This window comes from Pseudonocardia alni, assembly GCF_002813375.1.
Lineage (GTDB): Bacteria > Actinomycetota > Actinomycetes > Mycobacteriales > Pseudonocardiaceae > Pseudonocardia > Pseudonocardia alni.
Map to the genome: position 1 here is coordinate 3,808,334 of NZ_PHUJ01000003.1, position 24,905 is coordinate 3,833,238.

13 protein-coding genes and 3 rRNA genes are annotated in these 24,905 nt (G+C 71.9%); 10 read left to right on the forward strand and 6 right to left on the reverse strand.

Annotated elements, in window-relative coordinates; translation table 11 throughout:
- The first annotated feature begins 1,074 nt into the window (after positions 1-1,074).
- From ATL51_RS18890 to rrf, 3 genes are all read left to right on the forward strand, one after another.
- Positions 1,075-2,595: ribosomal RNA gene (locus ATL51_RS18890) — 16S ribosomal RNA — on the forward strand.
- A gap of 315 nt (positions 2,596-2,910) precedes the next feature.
- Positions 2,911-5,993, forward strand: a 23S ribosomal RNA gene (locus tag ATL51_RS18895).
- A 144-nt stretch (positions 5,994-6,137) separates the two neighbouring features.
- Positions 6,138-6,254, forward strand: a 5S ribosomal RNA gene (gene rrf / locus ATL51_RS18900).
- The 16S, 23S and 5S rRNA genes sit together here, the layout of an rRNA operon.
- A 327-nt stretch (positions 6,255-6,581) precedes the next feature.
- On the opposite strand, the gene ATL51_RS18905 is transcribed toward rrf, so the two are convergent.
- The 3 genes from ATL51_RS18905 to ATL51_RS18915 are packed head-to-tail and all read right to left on the reverse strand — an operon-like array spanning position 6,582 to position 8,917.
- The gene (locus ATL51_RS18905) at positions 6,582-7,685 is read right to left on the reverse strand and encodes a quinone-dependent dihydroorotate dehydrogenase (protein WP_100879399.1); all 1,104 of its coding nucleotides are present in this window, start codon (positions 7,683-7,685) and stop codon (positions 6,582-6,584) included.
- Positions 7,686-7,705: 20 nt separating this feature from the next.
- Positions 7,706-8,080: an RNA-binding S4 domain-containing protein gene (locus tag ATL51_RS18910; RefSeq protein WP_100879400.1), complete on the reverse strand. Its 375-nt coding sequence runs from the start codon at positions 8,078-8,080 to the stop codon at positions 7,706-7,708.
- A gap of 36 nt (positions 8,081-8,116) precedes the next feature.
- Complete coding sequence (locus ATL51_RS18915; protein ID WP_100879401.1) at positions 8,117-8,917, reverse strand: SDR family NAD(P)-dependent oxidoreductase; 801 nt, start codon at positions 8,915-8,917, stop codon at positions 8,117-8,119.
- A gap of 53 nt (positions 8,918-8,970) precedes the next feature.
- Between ATL51_RS18915 and ATL51_RS18920 the strand changes: the two genes are divergently transcribed.
- On the forward strand, positions 8,971-9,849 hold the full coding sequence (locus ATL51_RS18920) for a diacylglycerol/lipid kinase family protein (RefSeq protein ID WP_100879402.1): 879 nt from the start codon (positions 8,971-8,973) through the stop codon (positions 9,847-9,849).
- Between the two features lie 12 nt (positions 9,850-9,861).
- Here ATL51_RS18920 and ATL51_RS18925 read toward each other — a convergent pair whose 3' ends face one another.
- Positions 9,862-10,677 carry a 2-keto-4-pentenoate hydratase gene (locus ATL51_RS18925; RefSeq protein WP_301549086.1) on the reverse strand — a complete coding sequence of 272 codons (816 nt, stop codon included), beginning with the start codon at positions 10,675-10,677 and terminating at the stop codon, positions 9,862-9,864.
- Between the two features lie 28 nt (positions 10,678-10,705).
- Complete coding sequence (gene malQ / locus ATL51_RS18930; protein WP_100879403.1) at positions 10,706-12,706, reverse strand: 4-alpha-glucanotransferase; 2,001 nt, start codon at positions 12,704-12,706, stop codon at positions 10,706-10,708.
- A 253-nt stretch (positions 12,707-12,959) separates the two neighbouring features.
- On the opposite strand from malQ, the gene ATL51_RS18940 reads away from it, so the two are divergent.
- The 5 genes from ATL51_RS18940 (at position 12,960) to ATL51_RS18960 (ending at position 23,002) form a co-directional block, all read left to right on the forward strand.
- Complete coding sequence (locus ATL51_RS18940; protein WP_157818436.1) at positions 12,960-15,263, forward strand: carboxypeptidase regulatory-like domain-containing protein; 2,304 nt, start codon at positions 12,960-12,962, stop codon at positions 15,261-15,263.
- Positions 15,260-16,120, forward strand: a complete 861-nt coding sequence (locus ATL51_RS18945) for an alpha/beta hydrolase (protein WP_100879406.1) — start codon at positions 15,260-15,262, stop codon at positions 16,118-16,120. Before ATL51_RS18940 ends, ATL51_RS18945 begins: the two co-directional genes overlap by 4 nt.
- Positions 16,121-16,195: 75 nt before the next feature.
- Positions 16,196-21,793: a SpoIIE family protein phosphatase gene (locus ATL51_RS18950; protein WP_100879407.1), complete on the forward strand. Its 5,598-nt coding sequence runs from the start codon at positions 16,196-16,198 to the stop codon at positions 21,791-21,793.
- Between the two features lie 214 nt (positions 21,794-22,007).
- Positions 22,008-22,571 carry a cysteine dioxygenase gene (locus ATL51_RS18955; RefSeq protein ID WP_301549087.1) on the forward strand — a complete coding sequence of 188 codons (564 nt, stop codon included), beginning with the start codon at positions 22,008-22,010 and terminating at the stop codon, positions 22,569-22,571.
- Entirely contained in the window at positions 22,568-23,002 is a 435-nt protein-coding gene (locus ATL51_RS18960) for a rhodanese-like domain-containing protein (RefSeq protein WP_100879408.1), read from the forward strand. The genes ATL51_RS18955 and ATL51_RS18960 overlap by 4 nt, the downstream gene beginning before the upstream one ends.
- On the opposite strand, the gene ATL51_RS18965 is transcribed toward ATL51_RS18960, so the two are convergent.
- A complete protein-coding gene (locus tag ATL51_RS18965) occupies positions 22,948-23,604 on the reverse strand; it encodes a TetR/AcrR family transcriptional regulator (protein WP_208623031.1) in 657 nt (218 codons plus the stop codon). The two genes, ATL51_RS18960 and ATL51_RS18965, sit on opposite strands and share 55 nt — an antisense overlap.
- Before the next feature lie 56 nt (positions 23,605-23,660).
- Here ATL51_RS18965 and ATL51_RS18970 point away from each other — a divergent pair, with 56 nt between their 5' ends.
- Positions 23,661-24,896, forward strand: coding sequence for an oxygenase MpaB family protein (locus ATL51_RS18970; RefSeq protein ID WP_100879409.1), 1,236 nt, complete (start codon positions 23,661-23,663; stop codon positions 24,894-24,896).
- The last annotated feature ends 9 nt before the right edge of the window (positions 24,897-24,905 follow it).

Here is a 24,905-nt window from a genome sequence, read left to right on the forward strand (position 1 = left end):
GGCACGGATACCCCCCTGATGCGGTGACGACGCGGGCCCGGACACCACCATCGGTCGTCCCCGCAGGTCAGACGGGTCGTCGCCGTGTCTTCGTGACAAGAAATCGGTGAGTGGCCCGGCCCGTCGAGCGCCGATCCGGGGGAACACCCGCCGTCCGTGGTGGGGCTCCGGGAGCCGGAACGGCGGGACGGAGCCCCACCCACCCGGGACGGTGGGGGCCGGAGCGACGCGGCCGAGCCCCGCGCGGCCCGGGATCGCAGGGGTCGAGGCCGCTCCGGGTTCGCCCGCGGGAGGACCGCTCCGGCGATCGCCCAGGCCGTCCCCGGTGCTCCGCTGTGGACGTCCTGCATCGCGACGGCGGAGGACGGGCCGGATCCGACGGTGGGCCGGAAGCGGGGCACCTGCACCGTCACCACGGGCCGTCGTGCGGGGCGGGGTTCCGGCCGACGGCCGGAACCGGACCACGGCGGTACCGGACGACCACTCGACGGCGCACCCCGACCGCACCCTGACGGCGCAGGTCACGGGCCGATTCGAGACCTGAACGGATGGTGGCCCGACCACCGAGAAGACCACGTGGACAACCCATCGCGAAGAGACCGTGGTCGGCGTCACACAGATCAGTGATCGCCGGTATCGCCCGGTGAGAGGGTGTCGGTAACCTGGAGTTCGCCTCCGCCCACCGTAGTGACCTGCGACGACGCCCGGTGGTCGCCCGGGTGACCCCCCGGTTTGACGGCCCCGGACACCGTGCCGTAACTTTCTTCCTGTCAGCGAGTGAGCCGGATAGAACGGGCCTTGAGAGGCCCGGTCAACAGGCCCCGCGGACAGCGACCCCCGGTGGTTCACCGAGTTTCTCGGTGTGGTTGTCTTGGTGGGTCAAGGCGATCCGTCTTCAGGATCCCGCTTCCTTTTCAGGGGGTTGGGTGAGTGCGGTGCGGGTGTCTTTTGAGAACTCAACAGTGTGTCGAGCTATTTTGATTCGGTTTGGCGTTTTGTGCCAAGTTGTTTGTTTGGTTGCAGCATTCGATCCCGTCGGGTGTTGTGGCCAGTTGTTTGTTGCAAGTCAGGGTTTTGTTGGAGAGTTTGATCCTGGCTCAGGACGAACGCTGGCGGCGTGCTTAACACATGCAAGTCGAGCGGTAAGGCCCTTTCGGGGGTACACGAGCGGCGAACGGGTGAGTAACACGTGGGTGACCTGCCCTCCACTCTGGGATAAGCCCGGGAAACTGGGTCTAATACCGGATAGGACCACTGATCGCATGGTTGGTGGTGGAAAGATTTTTTCGGTGGGGGATGGGCCCGCGGCCTATCAGCTTGTTGGTGGGGTGATGGCCTACCAAGGCGGTGACGGGTAGCCGGCCTGAGAGGGCGACCGGCCACACTGGGACTGAGACACGGCCCAGACTCCTACGGGAGGCAGCAGTGGGGAATATTGCGCAATGGGCGGAAGCCTGACGCAGCGACGCCGCGTGGGGGATGACGGCCTTCGGGTTGTAAACCTCTTTCGCCAGGGACGAAGAGCAATTGACGGTACCTGGAGAAGAAGCACCGGCCAACTACGTGCCAGCAGCCGCGGTAACACGTAGGGTGCGAGCGTTGTCCGGAATTATTGGGCGTAAAGAGCTCGTAGGCGGTGTGTCGCGTCGGCCGTGAAAACTTGGGGCTTAACTCTGAGCGTGCGGTCGATACGGGCATCACTTGAGTTCGGCAGGGGAGACTGGAATTCCTGGTGTAGCGGTGAAATGCGCAGATATCAGGAGGAACACCGGTGGCGAAGGCGGGTCTCTGGGCCGATACTGACGCTGAGGAGCGAAAGCGTGGGGAGCGAACAGGATTAGATACCCTGGTAGTCCACGCCGTAAACGTTGGGCGCTAGGTGTGGGGACCATTCCACGGTTTCTGTGCCGCAGCTAACGCATTAAGCGCCCCGCCTGGGGAGTACGGCCGCAAGGCTAAAACTCAAAGGAATTGACGGGGGCCCGCACAAGCGGCGGAGCATGTGGATTAATTCGATGCAACGCGAAGAACCTTACCTGGGTTTGACATGCACCAGACATCCCTAGAGATAGGGCTTCCCTTGTGGTTGGTGTGCAGGTGGTGCATGGCTGTCGTCAGCTCGTGTCGTGAGATGTTGGGTTAAGTCCCGCAACGAGCGCAACCCTTGTTCCATGTTGCCAGCACGTAATGGTGGGGACTCATGGGAGACTGCCGGGGTCAACTCGGAGGAAGGTGGGGATGACGTCAAGTCATCATGCCCCTTATGTCCAGGGCTTCACACATGCTACAATGGCTCATACAGAGGGCTGCGAGACCGTGAGGTGGAGCGAATCCCTTAAAGTGAGTCTCAGTTCGGATCGGGGTCTGCAACTCGACCCCGTGAAGTTGGAGTCGCTAGTAATCGCAGATCAGCAACGCTGCGGTGAATACGTTCCCGGGCCTTGTACACACCGCCCGTCACGTCACGAAAGTTGGTAACACCCGAAGCCGGCGGCCCAACCCTTGTGGAGGGAGCTGTCGAAGGTGGGACTGGCGATTGGGACGAAGTCGTAACAAGGTAGCCGTACCGGAAGGTGCGGCTGGATCACCTCCTTTCTAAGGAGTCCCATCATGTGATGGGGCGCCACAATGCTCTGTGAGTTCTGCTCATTCTGAGTCTGTGGTTCCTTCATTGAATCGCATTTGCGGCCCCGTTCGTGGGTCGGGTGCGTTGGGTGGAACGCAGCACGTCGAACCGTTTGGCTTGGCACACTGTTGGGTCCTGAGAAGACGCCCTGTGGGTTGTTTTCTTTGGCCGCTCAGGTTGAGGGTTGTCCTAACGCCCCGGTTGGTTCCGGGTGTGGTGGTTTCTTCTTGGTCTGGTGTGGTTGTGGGTTGAGTGTTGCATAGTGGATGCGAGCATCTTGTTGTGGTCAAGTTGTTAAGAGCACATGGTGGATGCCTGGGCATCAGGAGCCGATGAAGGACGTGGGAGGCCGCGATAGGCCTCGGGGAGCTGTCAACCGAGCTGTGATCCGAGGGTGTCCGAATGGGGAAACCCAGCGCCCGTCATGGGGCGTTACCCGTACCTGAATTCATAGGGTGCGTGGAGGGAACGTGGGGAAGTGAAACATCTCAGTACCCACAGGAAGAGAAAACAATAGTGATTCCGTGAGTAGTGGCGAGCGAAAGCGGAAGAGGCTAAACCGTGTCCGTGTCAAGCCGGCAGGCGTTGCGGGTGCGGGGTTGTGAGACGTGTCGTTCATCTTCTGCCGAGGATGGGACAGCAAGTGCCTGTGTTAGCGGAACGACTCTGGGATGGTCGGCCGTAGTGGGTGATAGCCCCGTACGCGAAAACACTGGGTTCTGTTGTGGGCGTGTTCTCGAGTAGCAGCGAGCCCGTGAAATTCGCTGTGAATCTGGCGGGACCACCCGTCAAGCCTAAATACTACCTGATGACCGATAGCGGACAAGTACCGTGAGGGAAAGGTGAAAAGTACCCCGGGAGGGGAGTGAAATAGTACCTGAAACCGTGTGCTTACAAGCCGTCAGAGCCTTTCGGGGTGATGGCGTGCCTTTTGAAGAATGAGCCTGCGAGTTATGCTTCGTGGCGAGGTTAACCTGTGTGGGGTAGCCGTAGCGAAAGCGAGTCCGAATAGGGCGTCTGAGTCGCGGGGTGTAGACCCGAAGCGGAGTGATCTACCCATGGCCAGGGTGAAGCGTCGGTAAGACGTCGTGGAGGCCCGAACCCACCAGGGTTGAAAACCTGGGGGATGAGCTGTGGGTAGGGGTGAAAGGCCAATCAAACTTCGTGATAGCTGGTTCTCCCCGAAATGCATTTAGGTGCAGCGTCGTGTGTTTCTCACCGGAGGTAGAGCACTGGATGGCCTAGGGGGCCGACAAGCTTACCGAAGTCAGCCAAACTCCGAATGCCGGTGAGTGAGAGCGCGGCAGTGAGACTGCGGGGGATAAGCTTCGTGGTCGAGAGGGAAACAGCCCAGATCACCGGCTAAGGCCCCTAAGCGTGCGCTAAGTGGGAAAGGATGTGGGATCGCCCGGACAACCAGGAGGTTGGCTTAGAAGCAGCCACCCTTGAAAGAGTGCGTAATAGCTCACTGGTCAAGTGGTCCTGCGCCGACAATGTAGCGGGGCTCAAGCGCACCGCCGAAGCCGTGGCAATGACACTTTGGTGTTGTTGGGTAGGGGAGCGTCCTGCATCTGGTGAAGCCCGGGAGTGATTTACGGGTGGAGGGTGTGGGAGTGAGAATGCAGGCATGAGTAGCGAATGCAGAGTGAGAATCTCTGCCGCCGGATGACCAAGGGTTCCTGGGCCAGGTTGTTCCGCCCAGGGTGAGCCGGGACCTAAGGCGAGGCCGTCAGGCGTAGTCGATGGACAACGGGTTGATATTCCCGTGCTCGTGATAGTGCGTCCATGCCGAGGCTGGTGATGCTAACCATCCGAACCCACCTTCGCTCCTTCGGGAGTGTTGTTTGTGGGGGAGCGTGGGATCCGATCTGGTAGTAGGCAAGTGATGGGGTGACGCAGGAGGGTAGCTCCGCCACGCGGTGGTTGTCGTGGTGTAAGCCTGTAGCCCGAGTCCTAGGTAAATCCGGGGCTCATTAAAGGGTGAGAGGTGATGCGTAGCCGATTGAGGCGAAGAGAGTGATCCCATGCTGTCGAGAAAAGCCTCTAGCGAGTGCTGTTGCGGCCCGTACCCCAAACCGACACAGGTGGTCAGGTAGAGAATACCGAGGCGATCGAGCGAACTGTGGTTAAGGAATTCGGCAAAATACCTCCGTAACTTCGGGAGAAGGAGGGCCGGTTGTCTTGAGGCTCCTTGCGGGCTAGGGACGGCCGGTCGCAGAGACCAGGCCCAAGCGACTGTTTACTAAAAACACAGGTCCGTGCGAAGTCGCAAGACGATGTATACGGACTGACGCCTGCCCGGTGCTGGAACGTTAAGAGGACCTGTTAGCTCTTCGGGGCGAAGCGGAGAATTTAAGCGCCAGTAAACGGCGGTGGTAACTATAACCATCCTAAGGTAGCGAAATTCCTTGTCGGGTAAGTTCCGACCTGCACGAATGGCGTAACGACTTGGGCGCTGTCTCGACCACAGACTCGGCGAAATTGCACTACGAGTAAAGATGCTCGTTACGCGCGGCAGGACGGAAAGACCCCGGGACCTTTACTATAGCTTGGTATTGATGCTTGGTTCGGCTTGTGTAGGATAGGTGGGAGACTGTGAAGCTATCACGCCAGTGGTGGTGGAGTCGTTGTTGAAATACCACTCTGGTCGAATTGGGTGTCTCAACCTCGGGCCATGATCTGGTTCAGGGACAGTGCCTGGTGGGTAGTTTAACTGGGGCGGTTGCCTCCCAAAGAGTAACGGAGGCGCCCAAAGGTTCCCTCAGCCTGGTTGGCAATCAGGTGTTGAGTGTAAGTGCACAAGGGAGCTTGACTGTGAGACTGACGGGTCGAGCAGGGACGAAAGTCGGGACTAGTGATCCGGCACCACCTTGTGGAAGGGGTGTCGCTCAACGGATAAAAGGTACCTCGGGGATAACAGGCTGATCTTGCCCAAGAGTCCATATCGACGGCATGGTTTGGCACCTCGATGTCGGCTCGTCGCATCCTGGGGCTGGAGTAGGTCCCAAGGGTTGGGCTGTTCGCCCATTAAAGCGGTACGCGAGCTGGGTTTAGAACGTCGTGAGACAGTTCGGTCCCTATCCGCCGCGCGCGTTGGAGACTTGAGGAAGGCTGTCCCTAGTACGAGAGGACCGGGACGGACGAACCTCTGGTGTGCCAGTTGTCCCGCCAGGGGCACGGCTGGTTGGCTATGTTCGGGAGGGATAACCGCTGAAGGCATCTAAGCGGGAAGCCTGTTCCAAGATGAGGTCTCCCACCACCTTCGAGTGGGTAAGGCTCCCAGTAGATGACTGGGTTGATAGGCCGGAGATGGAAGCCCTGTGAGGGGTGGAGTTGACCGGTACTAATAGGCCGAGGGCTTGCCACAACGAGTTGTTCGCATCCACTGTGTGACCCTGAGTCCACAACCGTCCATGTTCCCGGTGATCCGGGGAATCGTGGGGTCGGTTTGTGTGCTCGACCCCCGCCTCTCGGGGTTTTCTGGGGGGTGGGGTGATAGTTGGATAGTGTTGTCGGTGGTCATTGCGGTAGGGAAACGCCCGGTCCCATTCCGAACCCGGTAGCTAAGCCTTCCAGCGCCGATGGTACTGCACTCGCCAGGGTGTGGGAGAGTAGGTCGTCGCCGACATTCAACTTCATGGGATGTGCCCCGGACTGTCGAGTCCGGGGCATTTCTCATTTCCGGACTTTTTTCGGTCCGATGCGTGATGCCGGCCCGGGCCGGGCATGAGTGTGTCCGTTCGTGGTCCCTGGCGCGGGTCCCTCGGGGCCGGTGGTCGGGGCGTGGAGCTCTCTGGGGGGAGTCGCATCCGGTCCCGTCCTGCCGGTGGGGTCGGCGCACCTCACACGCCTTCCTGTGACCTCGCACCCTCTGCAGGGGCTGCGAGGTCGCAGAAACGTGTGCGACGTGGGGTGCGAGGAGGGCGGCCGGCGGGAACACCGGCCGCCGCAGGCGTCAGAGGTCGGCGCCCACGGCGTCGTCGACACACGAGAAGCCGTCGGCGCGCAGCAGCGCCGCGAGCTCGCGGTGGACCCGGGCGGGCCAGAGCAGACCGCCGTAGACGAAACCGGTGTAGGCCTGCACCAGCGCCGCGCCGGAACGGATACGGCGGTAGGCCTCCTCGGCGTCGGCGATCCCGCCGACGGAGACGACGACCTGGTCGTCGTCGAGGCGGGTACGCAGCTGCCGCACGACGGCACGGGCCCGCTCGGTCAGCGGACGCCCGGACAGCCCACCCGCACCGGTGGCGGTGACGACGTCGGGCGCGGTGCGCAGACCGTCGCGGGAGACGGTCGTGTTCGTGGCGACGACCCCGTCGAGCCGCATCCGGCGGGCCAGGTCGGCGACGGCGTCGAGATCCTCCGGCGCCAGGTCGACCGTGATCTTCACCAGGAGCGGGACACGACGGTCCCCGGACACCCGGTCCAGCTCCTCACGCACCGCGACGAGCAGCGGCTCCAGCACGTCGACCTGCTGCAGGTCCCGCAGACCGGGGGTGTTCGGAGAGCTGACGTTGACCACGACGTAGTCGGCGTAGGCGCCCAGCGCGGCGGCGCTCGCACGGTAGTCCGACGCGGCGTCCTCGGCGGGTACCGCCTTGCTCTTGCCGATGTTGACCCCGAGCACCGGCATCCCCGGCCCGGAGCGGGCGCGCAGCGCGGCGAGACGGGGCCCGACGGTCCCGGCCCCGGAGTTGTTGAAGCCCATCCGGTTGACCAGCGCGGCGTCGTCGACGAGCCGGAACAGGCGGGGCCGCGCGTTGCCGGGCTGCGCCCGACCGGTCACCGTGCCGATCTCGACCGCGCCGAACCCGAGCCTGCCGAGCGCGAGCACACCCTCGGCGTCCTTGTCGAAACCGGCGGCGAGACCGAGCGGGCCCGCGAACTCCAGACCCAGCGCCCGGGTGCGCAACACGGGGTCCGACGGGGCGAACCGCTCCGCGACCCGCTCACCCACGACAGGTGCGGTCCCGAGCGTGCGGACCACACCGAACCCCATCCGGTGCGCGGGTTCGGACGGGACGTGCCGGAGCACGTGGCGCATGAGGGCGTCGTACATGCCCCCATCCTCACACCGGCCTAGGAGGTGCGGCGGGACAGCCCCAGCTGGTCGAGCATGCGGCGGTCGCGCTTCGTCGGCCGGCCGGCGCCGCGGTCGCGGTGGGCGAACAACGGTTGCCCCGCGGTGCTCGGCTCCGGCGGGGTGTGGTCGATGTAGCACTCCTGCGCGATCGGAGCGCCGACCCGCTTCTCGATCACCCGGGTGATCTCGACGATCCGGTTCCGGTCGTACACCCGCACCCGCACCCGGTCGCCGACCTGCACCGTCGCCGCCGGCTTCGCGGGCCGGTCGTTGATCCGCACGTGCCCGCCCCGGCACGCCGTCGCGGCGTCGGCACGGGTCTTGGCCAGGCGCACCGACCACAGCCACCGGTCCACGCGGGTCCCCTCCATCGGACCATCGTGCCATCCGGGACGGCAGTCCGGGTCTCAGTAGTGCACGACGCCCGGTGTTCCCCCGCCCGCGGCGACGGCGTCGCCGGTGATCGCGACCGAACGGGGCGAGCACAGGAACGTGATGACGTCGGCGACCTCCGCGGCGGTCGTGATGCGGCCGATCGTCGTCGTCGCGTCCAGCTCCGCGCGGGCCTCGGCGCCGGTGATCCCGGCCGACTCCGCCCGCGCGGCGACGGCGTCGGTCGTCCGCTCGGTCTCGGTGACACCGGGGTGCACGACCGTCACGTTGATGCCGTGCGGACCCAGCTCCTGCGCGAGCGCCGCCGTCATCGAGGCCACCGCCACGTTGCGCACCGACCCCACCAGCGACGACGACTTCCGCGCGTTCAGGCCGCTGACGTTCACGATGCGCCCCCACCCCTGCGCCCGCATCAGCGGCGCGACCGCCCGCGCGCACCGCAGGTAGCCGAGGACCTTCGTCTCCAGCTCGACCCGCACCGCGTCGTCGGTGATCGAGGCCAGGTCGGTCGGCGGGCCCGCGCTCGCCGGCCGCGCAGCGGCGTTCACGAGCACGTCCACCCCACCGAACCGGTCGGCGACGGCGGCGACACCACGGCGGACCGCGTCGTCGTCGGTGGTGTCGACGGCGACGGCCAGCACCTCCGGCGCACCCGCGGCGCGCAGTCCGGCCGCCGCGGCCTCCAGGGCGCCGGCGTCGCGCGCGAACAACGCCACCCGGACGCCCTCGCCCGCGAGGGCCTGCGCGGTCGCCAGCCCGATGCCGCGGCTCCCACCGGTGACGATCGCCCGGCGCCCGTTCAGTTGCAGATCCATGATTCCCACCGTGCCGCAACGATGGCGGGACCGCAGGCGTCTACGGTGTGCGCGTGGCTGAGCCGATCGACTCCGTGCTGGTGGTCTTCAACCCGGGTAGTACGGGGGACGCCGACGTGCTCGCCGAACAGCTGCGCGACGAGCTCGGCTCCGCCCGGCCCGAGCTGGCCGTGCGGCTGGTGCCCACCGAGTACGCCGGGCACGCCCGCGTCATCGCCCGCGAGGCCGCGTCCGCCGGCGGGCGCCCGCTCATCGTGTCGGCGTCCGGCGACGGCGGCTACAACGAGGTCGTCAACGGGATCATGGACGTCCCGGGCACCGACGCCTCGGCCGCCGTCCTCGCCGCCGGGAACGCCAACGACCACGACCGCGTCACCGCACGCCGTCCGCTGGTCGAGGCGATCCTCGACGGCCGCCCCGAGCCGATGGACCTGCTCGAGATGCACCGCGACGACGACCCGCCGCGCTACGCGCACTCCTACATCGGGTTCGGGCTCACCCCCGTCGTCGCGCTGCAGATCGAGAAGGGCGGCAAGGGCAGCATCCGCGAGGTGATCACCACGGTGCGGGCGTTCTGGGCGTTCACCCCGTTCGAGGTGGAGTTCTCCCGCGGCGACCGGCGCCGGATCGACAACCTGGTCTTCGCCAACATCGGTGAGATGGCCAAGGTCGCCGAGCTGTCGGCCACGAGCCGTCCCGACGACGGCCGGTTCGAGGTCGTGCTGCTGGAGCACCGTCCGAAGTGGAAGCAGCTGTGGGTGGCGGCCCGGGCGGCGTTCTCCGGGCTCGGCCGTCAGCCCGCGACCTCGGACTTCCGGTTCACCGCGTGCGGGCCGATGCCGGTGCAGATCGACGGCGAGGTCGACGAGGTCGCCGGCGGCACCGCGATCCGCGTCCGCTGCGCGGCCGGGGCACTCAACGTCGTGCGCTGACCCCCGCCGTGCTCACGGGGCGAGCGTGAACTCCACCGCGCCGAGGTCGTCGCCGAAGCTCGCCCGCACCCGGGCGCCGCGGTGCACGGGCATCGGGACGGTCGTCGTCCCGGTGGTGACGACCGCGCCCGCCTCGAGCCGCAGGCCGTAGCCGGGCAGGACGTCGGCGAGCCACGCCAGCGCGACCCACGGGTCCCCGAGGACGGCCGCGCCGGATCCGGCCGCCTGCTCGTCGTCGACCCGCAGGGCGGTCGGGGTCGCGGCGAGGTCGAGATCGAGGGCGCCGGGGAGCTCCGGGCCCAGCACGAACCGGCCGGCGCACGCGGCGTCGGCCATCAGCGACGGCGCCCCCGCCGCGACGAAGTCGGTGAACCGCGACTCGGGCAGCTCCACCGCCCCGTGCACGGCCGCGACCGCGGCACGCAGCTCCTCACGGGTCGCGTCGGCACCCACCGGCGCGCCCATCACGAACGCGAACTCCGCCTCGGCGACGGCCATGTGCAGGTCGTCGGAGGGCACCACGTCACCGGGGGAGTGCCGGAACCGCTCGAACAGCGCCCCCGGCAGCGGGGTGTCCACCCCGATGTGGGCCTGCCCGGCGGGCGCGGTCGCCGCGAGCTTCCAGCCGTAGGACGGCCCGGCCCGCTCCGACAACCTGCTCTGCGCGGTGAACCCCTCGGCCAGGCTGCGCGGACGTAGCAGCTCCGGCAGTGCGGCCATCCGTTCGCCGGTGGTCCAGGCCTGCCACAACGCACCGGCGGTGCCGTCGGCCCGCACGAGGTCGACGGCGGTCGGGTCCATGCCCGCGGAGCTGTTCTCGGCACTCATCGGGGCGGCATCCTGCCAGGGCCGCGGGTCAGCCGTCGTCGCCGGTCCGGGCGCGCAGCACCTCGGCGACGCGGCGGACCCGGTCGTCGGCGAGCGCGTCCTCCAGCGACACCGGCAGCGGGATCCGCCAGTTCGGGTACTCGTCGACGGTGCCGGGCAGGTTCGGCTGCCGCGTCTCGCCCAGCACGTCGTAGAGGGAGGCCAGGACCAGCCGCGACGGTGCCGACGCCAGCAGCGCGTGCAACGCGACGACGATCGTGTCCTCGTCGGTCTCGTCCGGGGAGTCGAGCAGCCCCTCCGAGGTCAGCAACGCCAGCAGCTCGTCCCGTTCGGCTCCGGCCCTGGCCTCCTCGGTCGTCGGGTCGTCGAGGAGCCCCAGCTCGGCGCGCACCCGCACCTGCTCACCGGCCAGGAACCCGGGCGCGGTCGGCAGGTCGTGGGTGGAGATCGTCGCGACCGACCGCTCGGGCCAGCGACGCGGCGGGCGGAGCGGGCCGTCGTCGCCGCCGGTCACCGGATCGGGGTCGCGGGAGAACCACAGCACCGTCGAGCCCAGCAGGTTCCGCTCGGCCATGTCCTCGCGGATCCGCGGGATCACCGTGCCCAGGTCCTCGCCGACGACCAGCGCGCCCGCGCGGTGGGCCTCCAGCAGCAGCACCGCGAGCATCGCGTCGGCGTCGTAGTGGACGTAGGTGCCGCGGTCGGCCGTCTGCCCCGACGGCACCCACCACAGCCGCCACAGCCCCATGACGTGGTCGATCCGCAGGCCGTCGGCGTGCGCGAGCAGTGCGCGGGCCATGTCGCCGAACGCGGCGTAGCCGGTGTCGGCGAGGCGGTCCGGGCGCCACGGCGGCAGGCCCCACGTCTGGCCGCGCTGGTTGAACGCGTCCGGCGGGGCACCGACCGTCGCGCCGAGCGCGAGCACGTCCTGCAGCATCCACGCGTCGGCGCCCTCGGGGTCGCAGCCCACGGCGAGGTCGTGGATGACACCGACCGGCATCCCCGCGTCCTTCGCCGCGGCCCGGACCCCGGCCAGCTGCGCCTCGGCCTGGCGCTGCACCCAGGCGTGGAACGCGACGCGCGGCGCCAGTTCGGCACGGGCGGCGGCGACGCCGGGGGCGTCGGGACGGCGCAGGTCGTCGGGCCACAGCGACCAGCGGCCGCCGTAGCGCTCGGCCAGCGCGCAGTAGGTCGCGAAGTCGCGAAGGTCGGTATCCGGGGCGCCGTCGGGGTACCCGGCGCTGCGCCACAGCGCCTCCAGCGCGGACCGCTTCGCCGCCCAGACCCGGTCGTGCGCGATCCGGTCACCGGTCGTCTCCGGGCGCAGGGCGTCGACCTCGGCGCGGGTGGCCGCGTCCGCGGCGGCGTAGGCCGGGAGGTCGGTGACCCGCAGGCTCAGCGGGGTGGCGTAGCGGCGCGACGACGGTGTGTACGGCGACGGCTGCACCGGCGGCACCGGGGTGATCGCGTGCAGTGGGTTGAGCAGCACCGCGCCCGCGCCGTGCCCGCCGCGGATCAGCGTGGTCAGGTCGCCCAGGTCGCCGATGCCCCACGAGTCGCGCGAGTGCAGGGCGTAGAGCTGCAGCATCCAGCCCCACGTCCGCGGCGGGTCGGGCAGCGTGGGCGGCGCGACGACGACGTGGGCACGCCCGGCCGTCGTCTCGCACGCGTAGCGGCCCGGCTCCAGGCCGGCGGGGAGCTCGCCGTCGACGTCGCAGGCCCATCCCTCGTCGCCACGCGCACCGTCGACGGCGGTGAGGCGACCGCGGCCCGGCACGGCGCGGGAACGGTCGCTGCGCAGTCCGATCGTCGGCGGCAGCGCCCCGGCGCCGGCGCGCTCGCGGGCCCCGGCGAGCGACACACGTTGCGCCTCGGGGGAGGCGACGTCGACCTCCAGCAACCCGAGGACGGTGCGGACCACCTCCGCGTCGATCGGCTGCTCGGTCCTGCTGCCGTCGAGGTACGAGGTCGCGACGCCGTACGCGTCGGCGATCTCGGCGAGCTCGGGGGTCACCGGGTCGCTGGTCATGGGTCGATCCTGGCGGATGAGCGGCCGCCCGGCCCGGCCGCCCGGGGTGATACGGGCAACCGCCGCGACCGACACGCGGGACGCCTCCGATCGCCCCCGGTCAGGGGGTCCACGGTGCTACGGTGCGTCGCCGGATGCGCCGACCGGGTCACTGTGGCCGGCCGGGCAGCGGGGCCCGGCGACGGGCACCTCCTCCCGGACCGCACCCTGTCGTGGTCGACGGTTCGCGCAGCTCCGGCAGGAGGACTTCCAGATGTCGACGTGGGCCCTGCTCGGGCTGGTTGTGGTGGTGGTGCTGGTGGCCGTCGGGATCGCCGGGTTCCTGCGGTGGGGGCGGGGCCGGGAGGACGACGTCGCGTCGTCCGAAGGGGACCGTCCGCGCACCGTCGCCGATCTCGTCGACCGCCGCGCCCGCGGCCTCGACGACGGGTCCGGCAGGCCCGCGCCCGACCCGTCTGCGCCCCCGGCTTCTCCGACGCTTCCGGTCGACGATGCCCCGGAGCCCGTGGTCGACGAGGAGCCGGCCGCGGACCGTGAGGTCGTCGGGTCCGACGCCGCGGTGGACGACGGTCCCGACGACACGGTCTCCGCGACCACGCCCGTCGCCGCGGTCCGTCCGCAGCAGGAGCGCCCGCGGCCCCCCGCCGCTGAGGACACCGCCCCGGACGTCGGGCCGTCGTCGTCGGCGCCCGACATCACCGATGCGGTCGGCGCGGCCGATCCCACCGACGAGCTGCCGGCGGTCCCACGGGTCACGCCCGACGTGAGCGCGGGTCCGGTCGGCCCGCCCTGGTCGCGCGGGTTCAAGGACGGCAAACCGCTCGAGCCCGTCGAGGCGGCACCGGCCCGGCGGACCCCGGCCCCGACGCCCTTCGTGCGACGACGGCCGGTCGCGGACCCCGCTGCCCGTACCGCCGACGAGGCGACCGCGGCCACCGGTACCGGCCCGGACAGCTCGGCGCCCGACATCAGCACGCCCACCTCCGGGACCGCGGTCGTGGGCGATGCGTCGACGACCGCGTCCGAGGCGCCCGCCGCCGCCTCGACCGGCGTCACCGGGTCCACCGGCGTCACCGGGGACGTCGCGTCCGCCGGGGACACCGCGTCCGCCGGGGACACCGCGTCCGCCGGGGACACCGCGTCCGCCGGGGACACCGCGTCCGTCGGGGACACCGCCTCCGCCGGGGAGGAGGCGGACGAGTCGGTCGACGAGGCCCCGCCCGCCGCCACGACCCACTCCCGCGCGCCCTTCGACCCGGACCTGGTCCGGCGGGTCACGGCGCTGCCGTCGGAGCGCACGTCGGTCCGCGCCCCGGCCGACCCGGACACCGAGCGGGAGTTCCGCGAGGCCCGGGACCGCATCTCGACCCCGCACACCTGGGCGGGCCGCGTCCCCGAGCAGGCCGGCGCCCCCGAGACGGCCGGCGACACCCCGCCGGTGAGCCGGATCCCGTCGATCGGGCTCGCCGCCACCGGCGCCCGAGCCGCCCGCGAGACCGGTGACAACCCCGAGCCGCCGCCCCGTCCCGCCCCGCGGGTCCTGCGGTCGGCGCATCCCGGGAGCGGACCGCGGCACCTCGCCCCGCCGCTGCGCGGGACGTCCGGGGCCGACAGCGGGCCCCACGAGGACACCGCTTCCCCCGAGGACACCGCTTCTCCCGAGGACACCGTCGGGTCCGGCAGGACCGGGGACGCCGGTTCTCCGACGGGCTCCGGCGGCACGGTGACCACCGACCGCACCGCCGGTGCGGTCGACCCCGTCGACGTCCGAGGTCCGGCCGGGGACACCGACGCCTCCGTGCCGGACACCGGCGAGCGCAAGGCCCCGACCGGGGGTGCGGCCGGAGCCGAGACGACCGACGACGCCACGACGGACGAGGCCACGACGGACGAGGCCACGACGGACGAGGCCACGACGGACGACGTCCCGGACCCCACCACCCCGGAGCGGTCCACCACCGCGCCGGAGGCCGAGGAGACACCCGTGCACGCCGGCCCGACCACCGTCGCCCGCCCCGACCGCGCCGAGGACGTCTCCCTGTCCGTGCTCCGGACCGGGCCCGCGCCGTCGGCGATCGTGCCCGACACGGCACCACAGGAGATCGAGGTCCGCGTCGTCGACGCCACCGACGCCCCGCTGCCCGGCGTCGAGGTCGCGCTGCGCGACCGCTCCGGCGGGCCGATCGGCTCCGCCACCACCGACGCCGACGGCACGGCGCGCGTCACGGCGCCGGGCGCCGGGGCGTTCGTCGTCGTCGCCCGCGCCGACGGATACCTGCCCGGCGTCGCCACCTGCACCGTCGGCGACGACGCCGCCGACACCACCCTGCGCCTGGCCGCTGCCGCCGCCGTCCACGGCTCGGCGCCCGCGGGCACCGGCGTCGTGCTCTCGCAGGACGGCGAACCGGTCGCCTCGACGACCGCCGCGGCGGACGGGACCTACCGCCTCGCCGACCTCGAACCCGGTCGCCACCTGCTGGCCGCGGGCGACGGCCCGGGCGTGGAGGTCGACCTCGTCCCCGGCGCCGACGAGCGGCGGGACCTGGCGGGCTCGTGACCGGCACCACGGAGGTCCACGGCCGGCTCCCCGGCGTCGGCGGTGTCGAGCTGTTCTGGCAGGGCCGCCTCCCCGAGGGCGACCCGAGCGGCGTCCTGCTGGTCAGCCACGGCATCGGTGAGCACTCCGGCCGCTACGACGCCGTCGTCGACACGCTGGTCCCGGACGGCTGGGCCGTGTACGGCCTCGACCACCGCGGCCACGGCCGCTCCGGCGGCACCCGGGTGCACGTCTGCCGCTACGACGACCTGCTCACCGACTTCGAGACGTTCCGCCGCGAGACGATCGCCCGCCACCCCGGCGTCCCGGTGTTCCTGCTCGGGCACAGCCTCGGCGGCCAGATCGCGCTCGCCTACGCGCTGCGCCACCAGAACCGCCTCGACGGGCTCGTCCTGTCCGCGCCCGCGCTGGCCTCCGACGCCGTCCCGGCCGCGCTCGTGCCGCTGCTGTCGGTCGTCGCGAAGGTCCTGCCGACGGTCCGCCCGGTCGGGATCGACACCTCCGCGATCAGCTCGGACCCGGCTGTCGTCGCCGACTACGACGCCGACCCGCTCGTGCACCACGGCCGCCCCACCCTGGCCCTCGGCGCGGAGATCTACCGGCAGATGGCCGAGCTGCCCGTCCGGGCCGCCGAGCTGCGGATCCCGCTGCTCGTGCAGCACGGGACCGCGGACCGGCTGACCGACCCGGCGGGCACCCGGTTGCTCGACGAGCGCTCCGGGTCCGCCGACACCACCGTGCTCTGGTACGACGGCTTCTGGCACGAGATCTATCACGAACCGGGCCGGGCGACCCCGCTCGCGGACCTGCGCGACTGGCTCGACCGGCACCGCGACGCGGCCCGCCCGGTGACCTGACCCGACCGATCCCCGCCTCACCGCGCCGGACCCGCCCCGGTGGTGCGATCCTGGGGCCGGTACGGCGGAACAGGGGTGGCGCGCACGGTGGAGCGGATCGACCGGCGGACGGAGGACGAGTACGTCCCCGTCCGCGACCTGCTGGCGACGATCGACTGGTCGGCGACCCCGCTCGGCGTGCGCGACACCTGGGACCGCGAGCTCGAGGACACCATCCGGTTCATCCTGGAGAGCCGCCAGCCGCTCGTCGCGTGGTGGGGACCCGAGCTCGTCCTGTTCTACAACGACGAGTTCGCCGGGCACTGCGGGCTGCGCCACCCCGGGTCCTTCGGCATGCCCCTGAGGGAGGGCTGGCCGGAGATCACCGCGCATCTCGGGAGCCGTCTCCACGAGCTGCTCTCCGGGGACCGCGAGGGCATCTACCGCAGCGACGACCGGATCGTGCTGTGGCGCTGGGACACCCCGGAGGTCACATGGTGGACCTACTCCGCCACCCCGGTCCGCGGTCCCGACGGCGGCGTCTTCGGCCTGATCGTCTTCACGGCCGAGACCACCCCGCAGGTCGTCGGAGGCCGGCGGATGGCGCTCCTGGCCGCGCTCGGCGAGGTGGCCCGGGACGCACCGACGCTGGACATCGCGGTCGAACGGCTCACCACGGTCCTGACCGACCTGCCCGACGACGTCGGCTGCGCCGTGGTGACGACGGTCGGCGCCGACCCCGGCCCGCTGGCCACCGTCCGCATCGACGCGCCGCCCGCGGGCTGGCTCCCCGACGACCTCGACCCCGACCACGCCACCGATGTCGAGTTCCTCGCCGTCGACCCGGTCGCGGTCCACGGCGATGACGGCGTCCCGGTCACCGACGTCGTCCGGGCGACGGTGCGCACCCCCGACGGGTCGGCCGGCATCGCCGTCGTCATCGGGGCGCCGCCGTTGCTGCCGCTCGACGAGGACCACCGCTCGTTCCTGCGGCTGATCGCGGGCACCGTCGGCGGCCTGCTGACCGCCGCGCTCGCCCGCGACCGCGAGCGCGACCGGCGCGACGACGCCGGGCTGATCGAGCAGGCCCGCGCCGAGTACTACGCCGGCCTCGGCGACGAGTTCCGCGACCCGCTGACCCTCGTCCTCGGACCGCTGGAGCGGCTGCGCGACCACGACGACGCCGCCGTCCGCGCCCAGGTGGAGCTCGCGCAGCGCAACGCGCAGCGGATGCTCAAGCTCGTCGACGGGCTGGTGGACGTCTCCGCCCTGCAGACCGGCAAGCACGACGGCCTGTTCGCCCCGACCGAGATCGGGAAGACCACCGCGGCGCTCGTCGACGCGTTCGCGCCCGTCGTCGAGCGGGCCGGGCTGGAGCTGGCGGTGTCCTGCCCGCCGCAGGTCCGGCCGGTCTGGGTGGACCGCGACGCCTGGGAGAAGGTCGTCCTCAACCTGCTCAGCAACGCGGTCAAGTACACCCGCCAGGGCACGATCGCCGTCGACCTCGCCCAGGACGGCGAGCAGGTCGTGCTGCGGGTCTCCGACACCGGCGCCGGCATCGTCGACGGCGAGCTCGACGCGGTGTTCGACCGCTTCCACCGTCCCTCCCGGCGGCACGGCCGCAGCGGCGACGGCAGCGGCCTCGGCCTGCCGCTCATCCGCCAGCTGGTCCGTCTGCACGGCGGCACCATCGGGGTGACCAGCGAGCCCGGCGCGGGCAGCACGTTCACCGTGCGGCTGCCGCTGGGCTTCGCCCACCTGCCCCCCGAACGCCTCGTCCGGGCCCGGGTCGGGTCCCGCACCGCCCCGCAGCTCGCCGCGCCCTACGTGGCGGAGGCGCTGCGCTGGCTGCCCGACGCCCCCGAGCCCGCGGGCGCCCCACCGGTCCTCGCCCGCGGCCGCTCGGTGGACGGGTCGGTCGTCGACGGGCTGGAGGTCGACCACCGCGACCGGGTGCTCGTCGTCGACGACGACCGCGAGATGCGCGGCTACCTGCGCGACCTGCTCGTCGAACGCTGGACCGTCCGGGTCGTCGCGGATGGTGCGGCCGCACTGGAGTCCGCCCGCACCGACCCGCCGGACCTGGTCGTCGTCGACGCGGCGCTGCCCGGCAACGGCGGCATCGAGCTCCTGCGGGCGCTGCGGTCGGACCCCCGCACGGTCGGGGTGCCGGTCGTGCTGCTGTCGTCGCGGGCCGGGGAGGAGGCCGCCGTCGAGGGCTTCGCCGCCGGCGCCGACGACTACCTGGTCCGCCCGTTCTCCGCCCGCGAGCTGCTCGCCCGGGTCGCGAACCACCTGCAGCTCGGCCGTGTCCGCCGGGCCGCCGAGCTGCAGTTCCGGGCCATGGCCGACTCCACCCCGGCGCTGATCTGGGTCGACGACCCGGGCGGGCACCGGTTGTTCGTCAACCGGGGCTGGCTGGACTTCACCGGCGTCGAGGACGCGGCGCAGGAGCTGGGCCACGACTGGCGCCGCCGCATCCACCCTGACGACCGCGAGCGCTACCGCTCGGTGACCTCCGCCGCCGCCCGCGCGCACGCGCCGTTCGAGGTCGAGTACCGGCTGCTGGACCGGGCGGGCCGCTACCGCTGGGTGCTCGACCGCGGCGCCCCCGTCCGCGACGGCGAACGCTCCGCGGGCTACGTCGGCGGCTGCCTCGACATCGATGTCCAGCACCGTGAGCAGCGCAGGCACCGTATCTACTCCGAGGTCGCCGAGTCCCTGGAACGGGAGATCACCCGCACCGGGCGCACCGACCAGCTCGTCCGCGCCGTCGTCGAGGACCGGCTCGCCGACATCGCCGTCGTCCACGACGCCGACGCGGTCACCGGCATCGGCACCCTCGCCGTCTCCGCGGAGCGCTCGGCGCTGGAGCCCTCGCTGTGGCGGCTCGCCCCGCTGGTCCCCGCCGACGACGACGGCCGCCCCGAGATCCTCGACGCCGCCCACCTCGACGAGGTCCTGAGCCGGCTCGCGCCCACCCAGCGCCGGGCCTGGACCCGGCTGCGCATGACCTCGGCGATGGTCGTGCCGCTGCCCGCCCGCGGACGCACCAGCGCCGTGCTGACCGTCGTCCGCACCGAGTCGGGCGACCCCTACACCGACGACGACCTGGACCTCCTGTCCGAGATCGGGCGCCGGGCCGGGCTGGCCGTCGACAACGCCCGCCTGCTGGAGCAGGAACGAGCCTCGGCCCAGCGCCTGGGCCTGCTGCACCGCGCCACCGCCAAGATGTCGGCCGCGGCGACCCCCGGCGAGGTCGCCGCGATCGCCGCGGACCACATCGTCGACCTGCTCGACGCCGACCACGCCGGGCTCTGGGAGATCCGCGGGGAGTGGCTGCAGGCGCTCACCGGCCACGGGTGGGACCGCGACATGTGGCAGCGCGCCGCGCGGATCCGGGTCGACGCGCCGCTGGCGTTCATCGAGGTGCTGTCCGGGCACGAGCCGATGTGGTTCACCACCGCGCACGAGTGGGCGACGCGCTACCCCGCGGCCATCGGCATCGAACCGGACCACGCCCAGACCATCGGCTACCTGCCGCTCGTCGCCGGCGGGCGCTCGCTGGGGGTCCTCGCCGTCGCCATGCTGACCGAGCGACGGCTGTCCGACGCGGACAAGGAGGCGGCCGTCGCCGTCGCCGAGCTCGCCGCACAGGCGCTGGACCGGGCTTCGATGCTGGAAGCCGAGACCGAGGCCCGCCGGCTGGCCGAACGCCTCGGCGCGGTCGCGACCGGGCTGGCCCGGGCCACCGACCTGGAGTCGGTCGCCGAGGTCGTCGTCGAGCACGGCCGGATCTCGATCGGGGCCGACGCGGTCGCGGTGCTCGTCGTCGACGAGGGCGGCGCGCTCTCGCTGCTCCGGGAGACCGGCTGGCCCGCCGACGGCCCGCCGATGCGCACCCCCGGCCGCGCGCACCCGCTGAGCCGCGCGGTGAGCAGTGGCGAGCCGATCTGGAACGCCGGCGGGCCCGCCGACGGCGAGGTGCTGCGCTACCCGGTCCATACCGCGGTACCGCTGATGGTCGCGGCCCGCCCGATCGGCGTCATCGGGCTGCGTTTCGAGACCGAACCGGTGTTCACCCCCGAGCAGCGCAGCTTCGTGCTGACCCTGGCCAACCAGTGCGCGCAGGCGATCGTCCGCGCCCAGCTGCACCAGGCCGAGCACGAGGTCGCGGTCACCCTGCAGCGCAGCCTGCTGCCCCAGCGCCTGCCCGACATCGAACGGCTGTCGCTGGCCACCCGCTACCGCCCCGGCACCCAGGGCACCGAGGCCGGGGGCGACTGGTTCGACGTCCTGGACCTCGGCGACGACCTGGTGGCACTCGTCGTCGGCGACGTCGTCGGCCGCGGCCCGGCGGCGGCCGCGGTGATGGGCCAGCTGCGGTCCGCGGTCGCGTCGAACCTGGTCAACGGCCAGCCCCCGGCGCGGGCGCTGGAGCAGCTCGACCAGTACGCGCTGCGGGTACGCGGCGCGATGGCCAGCACCGTGGCCATCGCGACGATCGACACCGGCACCGGCGAGATGCGCTACGCCAGCGCCGGCCACCCGCCGCCGCTGGTCGCGGGCCCGGACGGGGTGCGGACCCTGTCCGAGGGCCGCGGCGTGCCGCTGGGGATCTCCGGGCGGCCCCCGTTCCCCGAGGCCGTGGACCGGATGGAGCCCGGCGAGACGATCCTGCTCTGCTCGGACGGCCTGTTCGAACGCCGCAACGAGGTCATCGACGACGGCCTGGCCCGGCTGTCCGCCGCGTTCGACGAGCTGTCCGCCGCCCAGCCCCGCGACATGGCGGACACGCTGCTGCACCGCATGTCCGAGGGGACGGTCATCCCCGACGACACGGTCGTCGTCGTCGCGCGGCTCATGCCGCCGCCGCTGCGGATCGCGATCGAGGCCGACCCGAAACGGCTCGCCCCGCTGCGTCGCGCGGTGGCCGCCTGGGCCGCGCAGTGCGGGATGGGCCCGGACGCGGTCAGCGACCTGCAGCTGACCGTCGGCGAGGCCGCCACCAACTCCATCGAGCACGCCTACCTGCCCGAGGACACCGACGGGCGCGCCGGGGTCGACCTCGACCTGGCGCTGACCGCGGACGGCTCGGTCGCGGTGCGCGTCACCGACGGCGGACGCTGGCGGCCCCCGCCGCCCGATCCCGGCTACCGCGGCCGCGGCATCGCGCTCATCCGCGAGCTCGCCGGGGACGTGCACATCGACCCGTCGGACTCCGGCACCACCGTGCGGTTCCTGCTGCCCGCGATCCCGGTCGAGGTGGGCACCCCGGGTGCGGGACCGCCGGTGGAGTTCGTCGCCGGGGAACCCGAACCGGACCGCGACCGGATCGACACCCCGTCCGGTGACGGCGACGACGGCACCGTCCGGGCCCGGCTGCGTGCCGTCCCGGACGCGCACGGTGTGCGGATCGGGATCGTCGGCGACCTCGACCTCGGTGGGGTCTCGGCGATCCGGGCCCCGCTGATGGAGCACGTCGACCGCGGGCTGCCGATCACCCTGAACCTGCCGGGGGAGGCGTTCGTCAGCAGCGCCGGGATGGCCCTGCTGTCGGAGGTCGCGCGCCGGATGCGGACGAACGGCGCGGCGCTCACCCTCGTCGCGCCCGCGGGCAGCCAGGCCCGCCGCTCGCTGGTGCTGTCGGGGCTCGACACCGTCATCGGCATGTCCGACGACGACGGTGCCTGACCCGCCGACCTGTCCGGACACGCCCGGGGTCCTCCCGCGGGCCGGACAGCGGGTTGAAACCGTGCCCACCGCTGTGTTGCCATCTCCGGCATGAGTCAGGCAGCGACCCTCGGACCCCTGTGGGGCACCCGTCGCGCCGACCACTTCGACCAGGGCTGTCGCCCGAGCTGAGTCCCCCGACCACGCTCGCCCGATCGTCCCTTGGAGCACCACCGTGTCCGCGCCTGCCTCCCTGCCCGCGTCCCGCCCCGCCCGCCTGCGCGTCCCGCACGCACGACCCGTCACCGCGCCCACCCCGTACGGCCTCGAGGACCTGCAGGAGCTGACCCGTGAGATCGCCGCCGAGGTGCGCTCCGGACGGCACGAGGTCGTCGTCGACCGGGAGCGCCGCTGGTACCGGCTGCTGCGCGGCGACGGCTTCGTCGACGTCTGGCTGATCAGCTGGGTCACGCAGCAGATCGCGGAGCTGCACGACCACGCGGGCTCCCTCGGTGCCCTCACCGTGGTGTCGGGATCGCTGACCGAGCGCCGCTGGAGCGGGCCGTCCGGGCTGCGCACCCGGACCCTGCGTCACGGCCGCGGCGCCGGCTTCCCGCTGGGCCACGTGCACGATGTCGCCAACACCGCCGACGACCCCGCGGTGAGCGTGCACGCCTACTCCCCGCCGCTGTCGGCGATGTCCTACTACGACGTCGAGGACGTCGCGGGCACCACCGGCCACCAGCGGCTGCGCCGCACCCGCACCGAGCTCGTCGAACCCGGCCGGGGTGTCGGATGAGCCGCACCGTCGCCGATCTGCTCGCCGCCGCCCGCGCCCGGCTCGACCGGCCCGACCCGCGGCGTGCCGCGGAGCTCGCCGCCGCCGGGGCGCACCTGGTCGACACCCGGCCGGGGTGGCAGCGCCGCGAGGAGGGGCAGATCCCGGGCGCGCTGGTGATCGAGCGCAACCACCTGGAGTGGCGCCTCGACCCGACCTCCGACGCCCGGGTCCCCGAGGCCGTCGACCACGACGTCGCCTGGGTGCTGTTCTGCTCGGAGGGCTACAGCTCCAGCCTGGCCGCCGCGTCGCTGCAGGACATCGGGCTGCACCGGGCCACCGACCTCGACGGCGGCTTCCGCGCCTGGGCCGCGGCCGGGCTCCCGGTCGAGACCGGTCAGGACGGCCCGTCCGACGCCACCCGTCCGCCGGACAGGCGCGCGTCGAGGTAGCCCGCGACCAGCGCGGTCAGCTCGTCGACGACGACCGCCCGCGCGAACCCGGGCCGCTCCAGCACGAACCCGGTGGTCAGGTGCTCGACGGTCCGCACGACCGTCCACGCCGCGGCCCGCGCCGCGTCGGTGTCCCCGGCGCCGCGGGTGAGCAGCACCGTGGTGACCAGGTCGTCGATCCGGCCGGCGAACGCGGCCCGGCGTCCGCCGGGGGAGCGCGGCAGCTGCTCGACGATCACCCGTAGCAGGTCCGGCTCCTCGCCGAAGGTGTCGAGCAGCGCCTCCAGGGTCGCGCGCACCGCCGGAGCGGTGCCCGCCCCCGGCCCGGCCGCGGCGACCGAGTCGAGGAACGCGCGCGAGACGCGAGCCTCCATCGCGTCGAGGTAGCGATCCAGCACCTCGGTCAGCACCGCGTCCTTGTCCGGGAAGTACTGGTAGAACGACCCGGGCGACACCCCGGCGGCGGCCGCGATCCGGTTCGTCGACGCGCCGTCGTACCCACGGGTGACCAGCACGTCCCGGCCCGCCGCGACGATCCGCTCCACCATCGCCCGGGACCGCTCCTGGCGCGGCTCGCGCCGCCGGGCCCCGCGCCCGCTCACCGGGCGCCCCGGAACGCGCGTTGAAGGCGAGCATCCGCTCGTGTCAGCATCGGTCCATGCTGGCAGAGCCGCCCGTCGCCCCGCGACGCTTCCGCAGCGCGCCCGAGCGTGCGGCGCGCATCGCCCGTCCGCTCGGCCTGGTCGCCGGGGTCCGCGACCTCGATCCCGCGCTGCTCGCCGAGATCGGCCGCCGGATGTTCACCCGCGACGAGACCGGCGCCGCGCTGGCCCGCGCGATGGGACGCGACCGCGACGAGGCGGGCCGCGCCGGGACCGGCCGTGTGACCATGCGGGCGTTGCACACCGCTCTGGCCGCGGGCGCCGCGCCGGCCGACGCCCCGCCCGCACTGCGGGACTTCCTCGCCGCGGTCACCCCGGACCCGGACTGGCTCGACCGGGACCTGCTCGAGCGCGGCGCCCGCGCCTACCGCAGGCTCGGCCGCAGCCGCGACGACGTGCTGCTGGGACTCTCGCTGATCGGCGGCTACCGCTACGGCGGCCCCACCGAGCTGCTCGTCCGCACCGGTGGGCTCACCGGCGCCGGCGCGATGCGCCGCCTCGGTGAGACCCAGGCGTGGGCGTTCGCCGTCAGCCGTCCCGGCGGGATGGAGCCCGGCGGTGCGGGCTGGGCGGCGACGCTGCACGTGCGCGCCATGCACGCCCTCGTCGCGGAGCGGTTCGAGCGGGGCGACCGCTACGACGTCGCCGGCCACGGGCTGCCGATCAACCAGGCCGACGCCGCGGCCACGCTCGGGCTGTTCAACAGCACCGCGATCCTCGGCTGCCGCCTGCTCGGACGCCACGTCCCACGCGCCGACGGCGACGCGATCATGCACCTGTGGCGCTACGTCGGGTGGCTGATGGGCGTCGACGACGACTGGCTGTTCGACACCGAGCGCGCCCAGAACGCGTTCAACCACCACGTCGTGCTGGCCCAGGGCGACGTCACCCCGGCAGGCCCGCTGCTCGCGGGCGCGCTCGTCGAGGGGCTGCGCAGCGAGCGGACCGGTGGCCCCGCCGACCGGTTCCGCGGCGCCTGGGAGCGACGACGGCTGCTGTCGCTGCTGCGGGTGTTCCTGCGAGCCGAGGGCCTGCGCGACCTGGACCTTCCGGTGACCGCGGCGTGGATGTGGCCGTCGCAGGTGCTGCGCAACCTGGTCGAGTCGCTGCTCGTCGCGCGGACCGCACGGGGGCGGCGGTGGCTGGAGCGCCGCTCGGACCGCCGCGTCGAGGCCGACCTGGCCCGTCGCTTCGGCCGCGAGACGCCCGGCCCGCGCGACCTGGCAGCCTGACCCCGCCCG

Bases quoted from the DNA above. Each gene is read 5' to 3' on its own strand.
- ATL51_RS18905 (WP_100879399.1), bottom strand. From the start codon at position 7,685: ATGTACGACGCCCTCATGCGCCACGTGCTCCGGCACGTCCCGTCCGAA.
- ATL51_RS18910 (WP_100879400.1), bottom strand. From the start codon at position 8,080: ATGGAGGGGACCCGCGTGGACCGGTGGCTGTGGTCGGTGCGCCTGGCC.
- ATL51_RS18915 (WP_100879401.1), bottom strand. From the start codon at position 8,917: ATGGATCTGCAACTGAACGGGCGCCGGGCGATCGTCACCGGTGGGAGC.
- ATL51_RS18925 (WP_301549086.1), bottom strand. From the start codon at position 10,677: ATGAGTGCCGAGAACAGCTCCGCGGGCATGGACCCGACCGCCGTCGAC.
- malQ (WP_100879403.1), bottom strand. From the start codon at position 12,706: ATGACCAGCGACCCGGTGACCCCCGAGCTCGCCGAGATCGCCGACGCG.
- ATL51_RS18940 (WP_157818436.1), top strand. From the start codon at position 12,960: ATGTCGACGTGGGCCCTGCTCGGGCTGGTTGTGGTGGTGGTGCTGGTG.
- ATL51_RS18960 (WP_100879408.1), top strand. From the start codon at position 22,568: ATGAGCCGCACCGTCGCCGATCTGCTCGCCGCCGCCCGCGCCCGGCTC.
- ATL51_RS18970 (WP_100879409.1), top strand. From the start codon at position 23,661: ATGCTGGCAGAGCCGCCCGTCGCCCCGCGACGCTTCCGCAGCGCGCCC.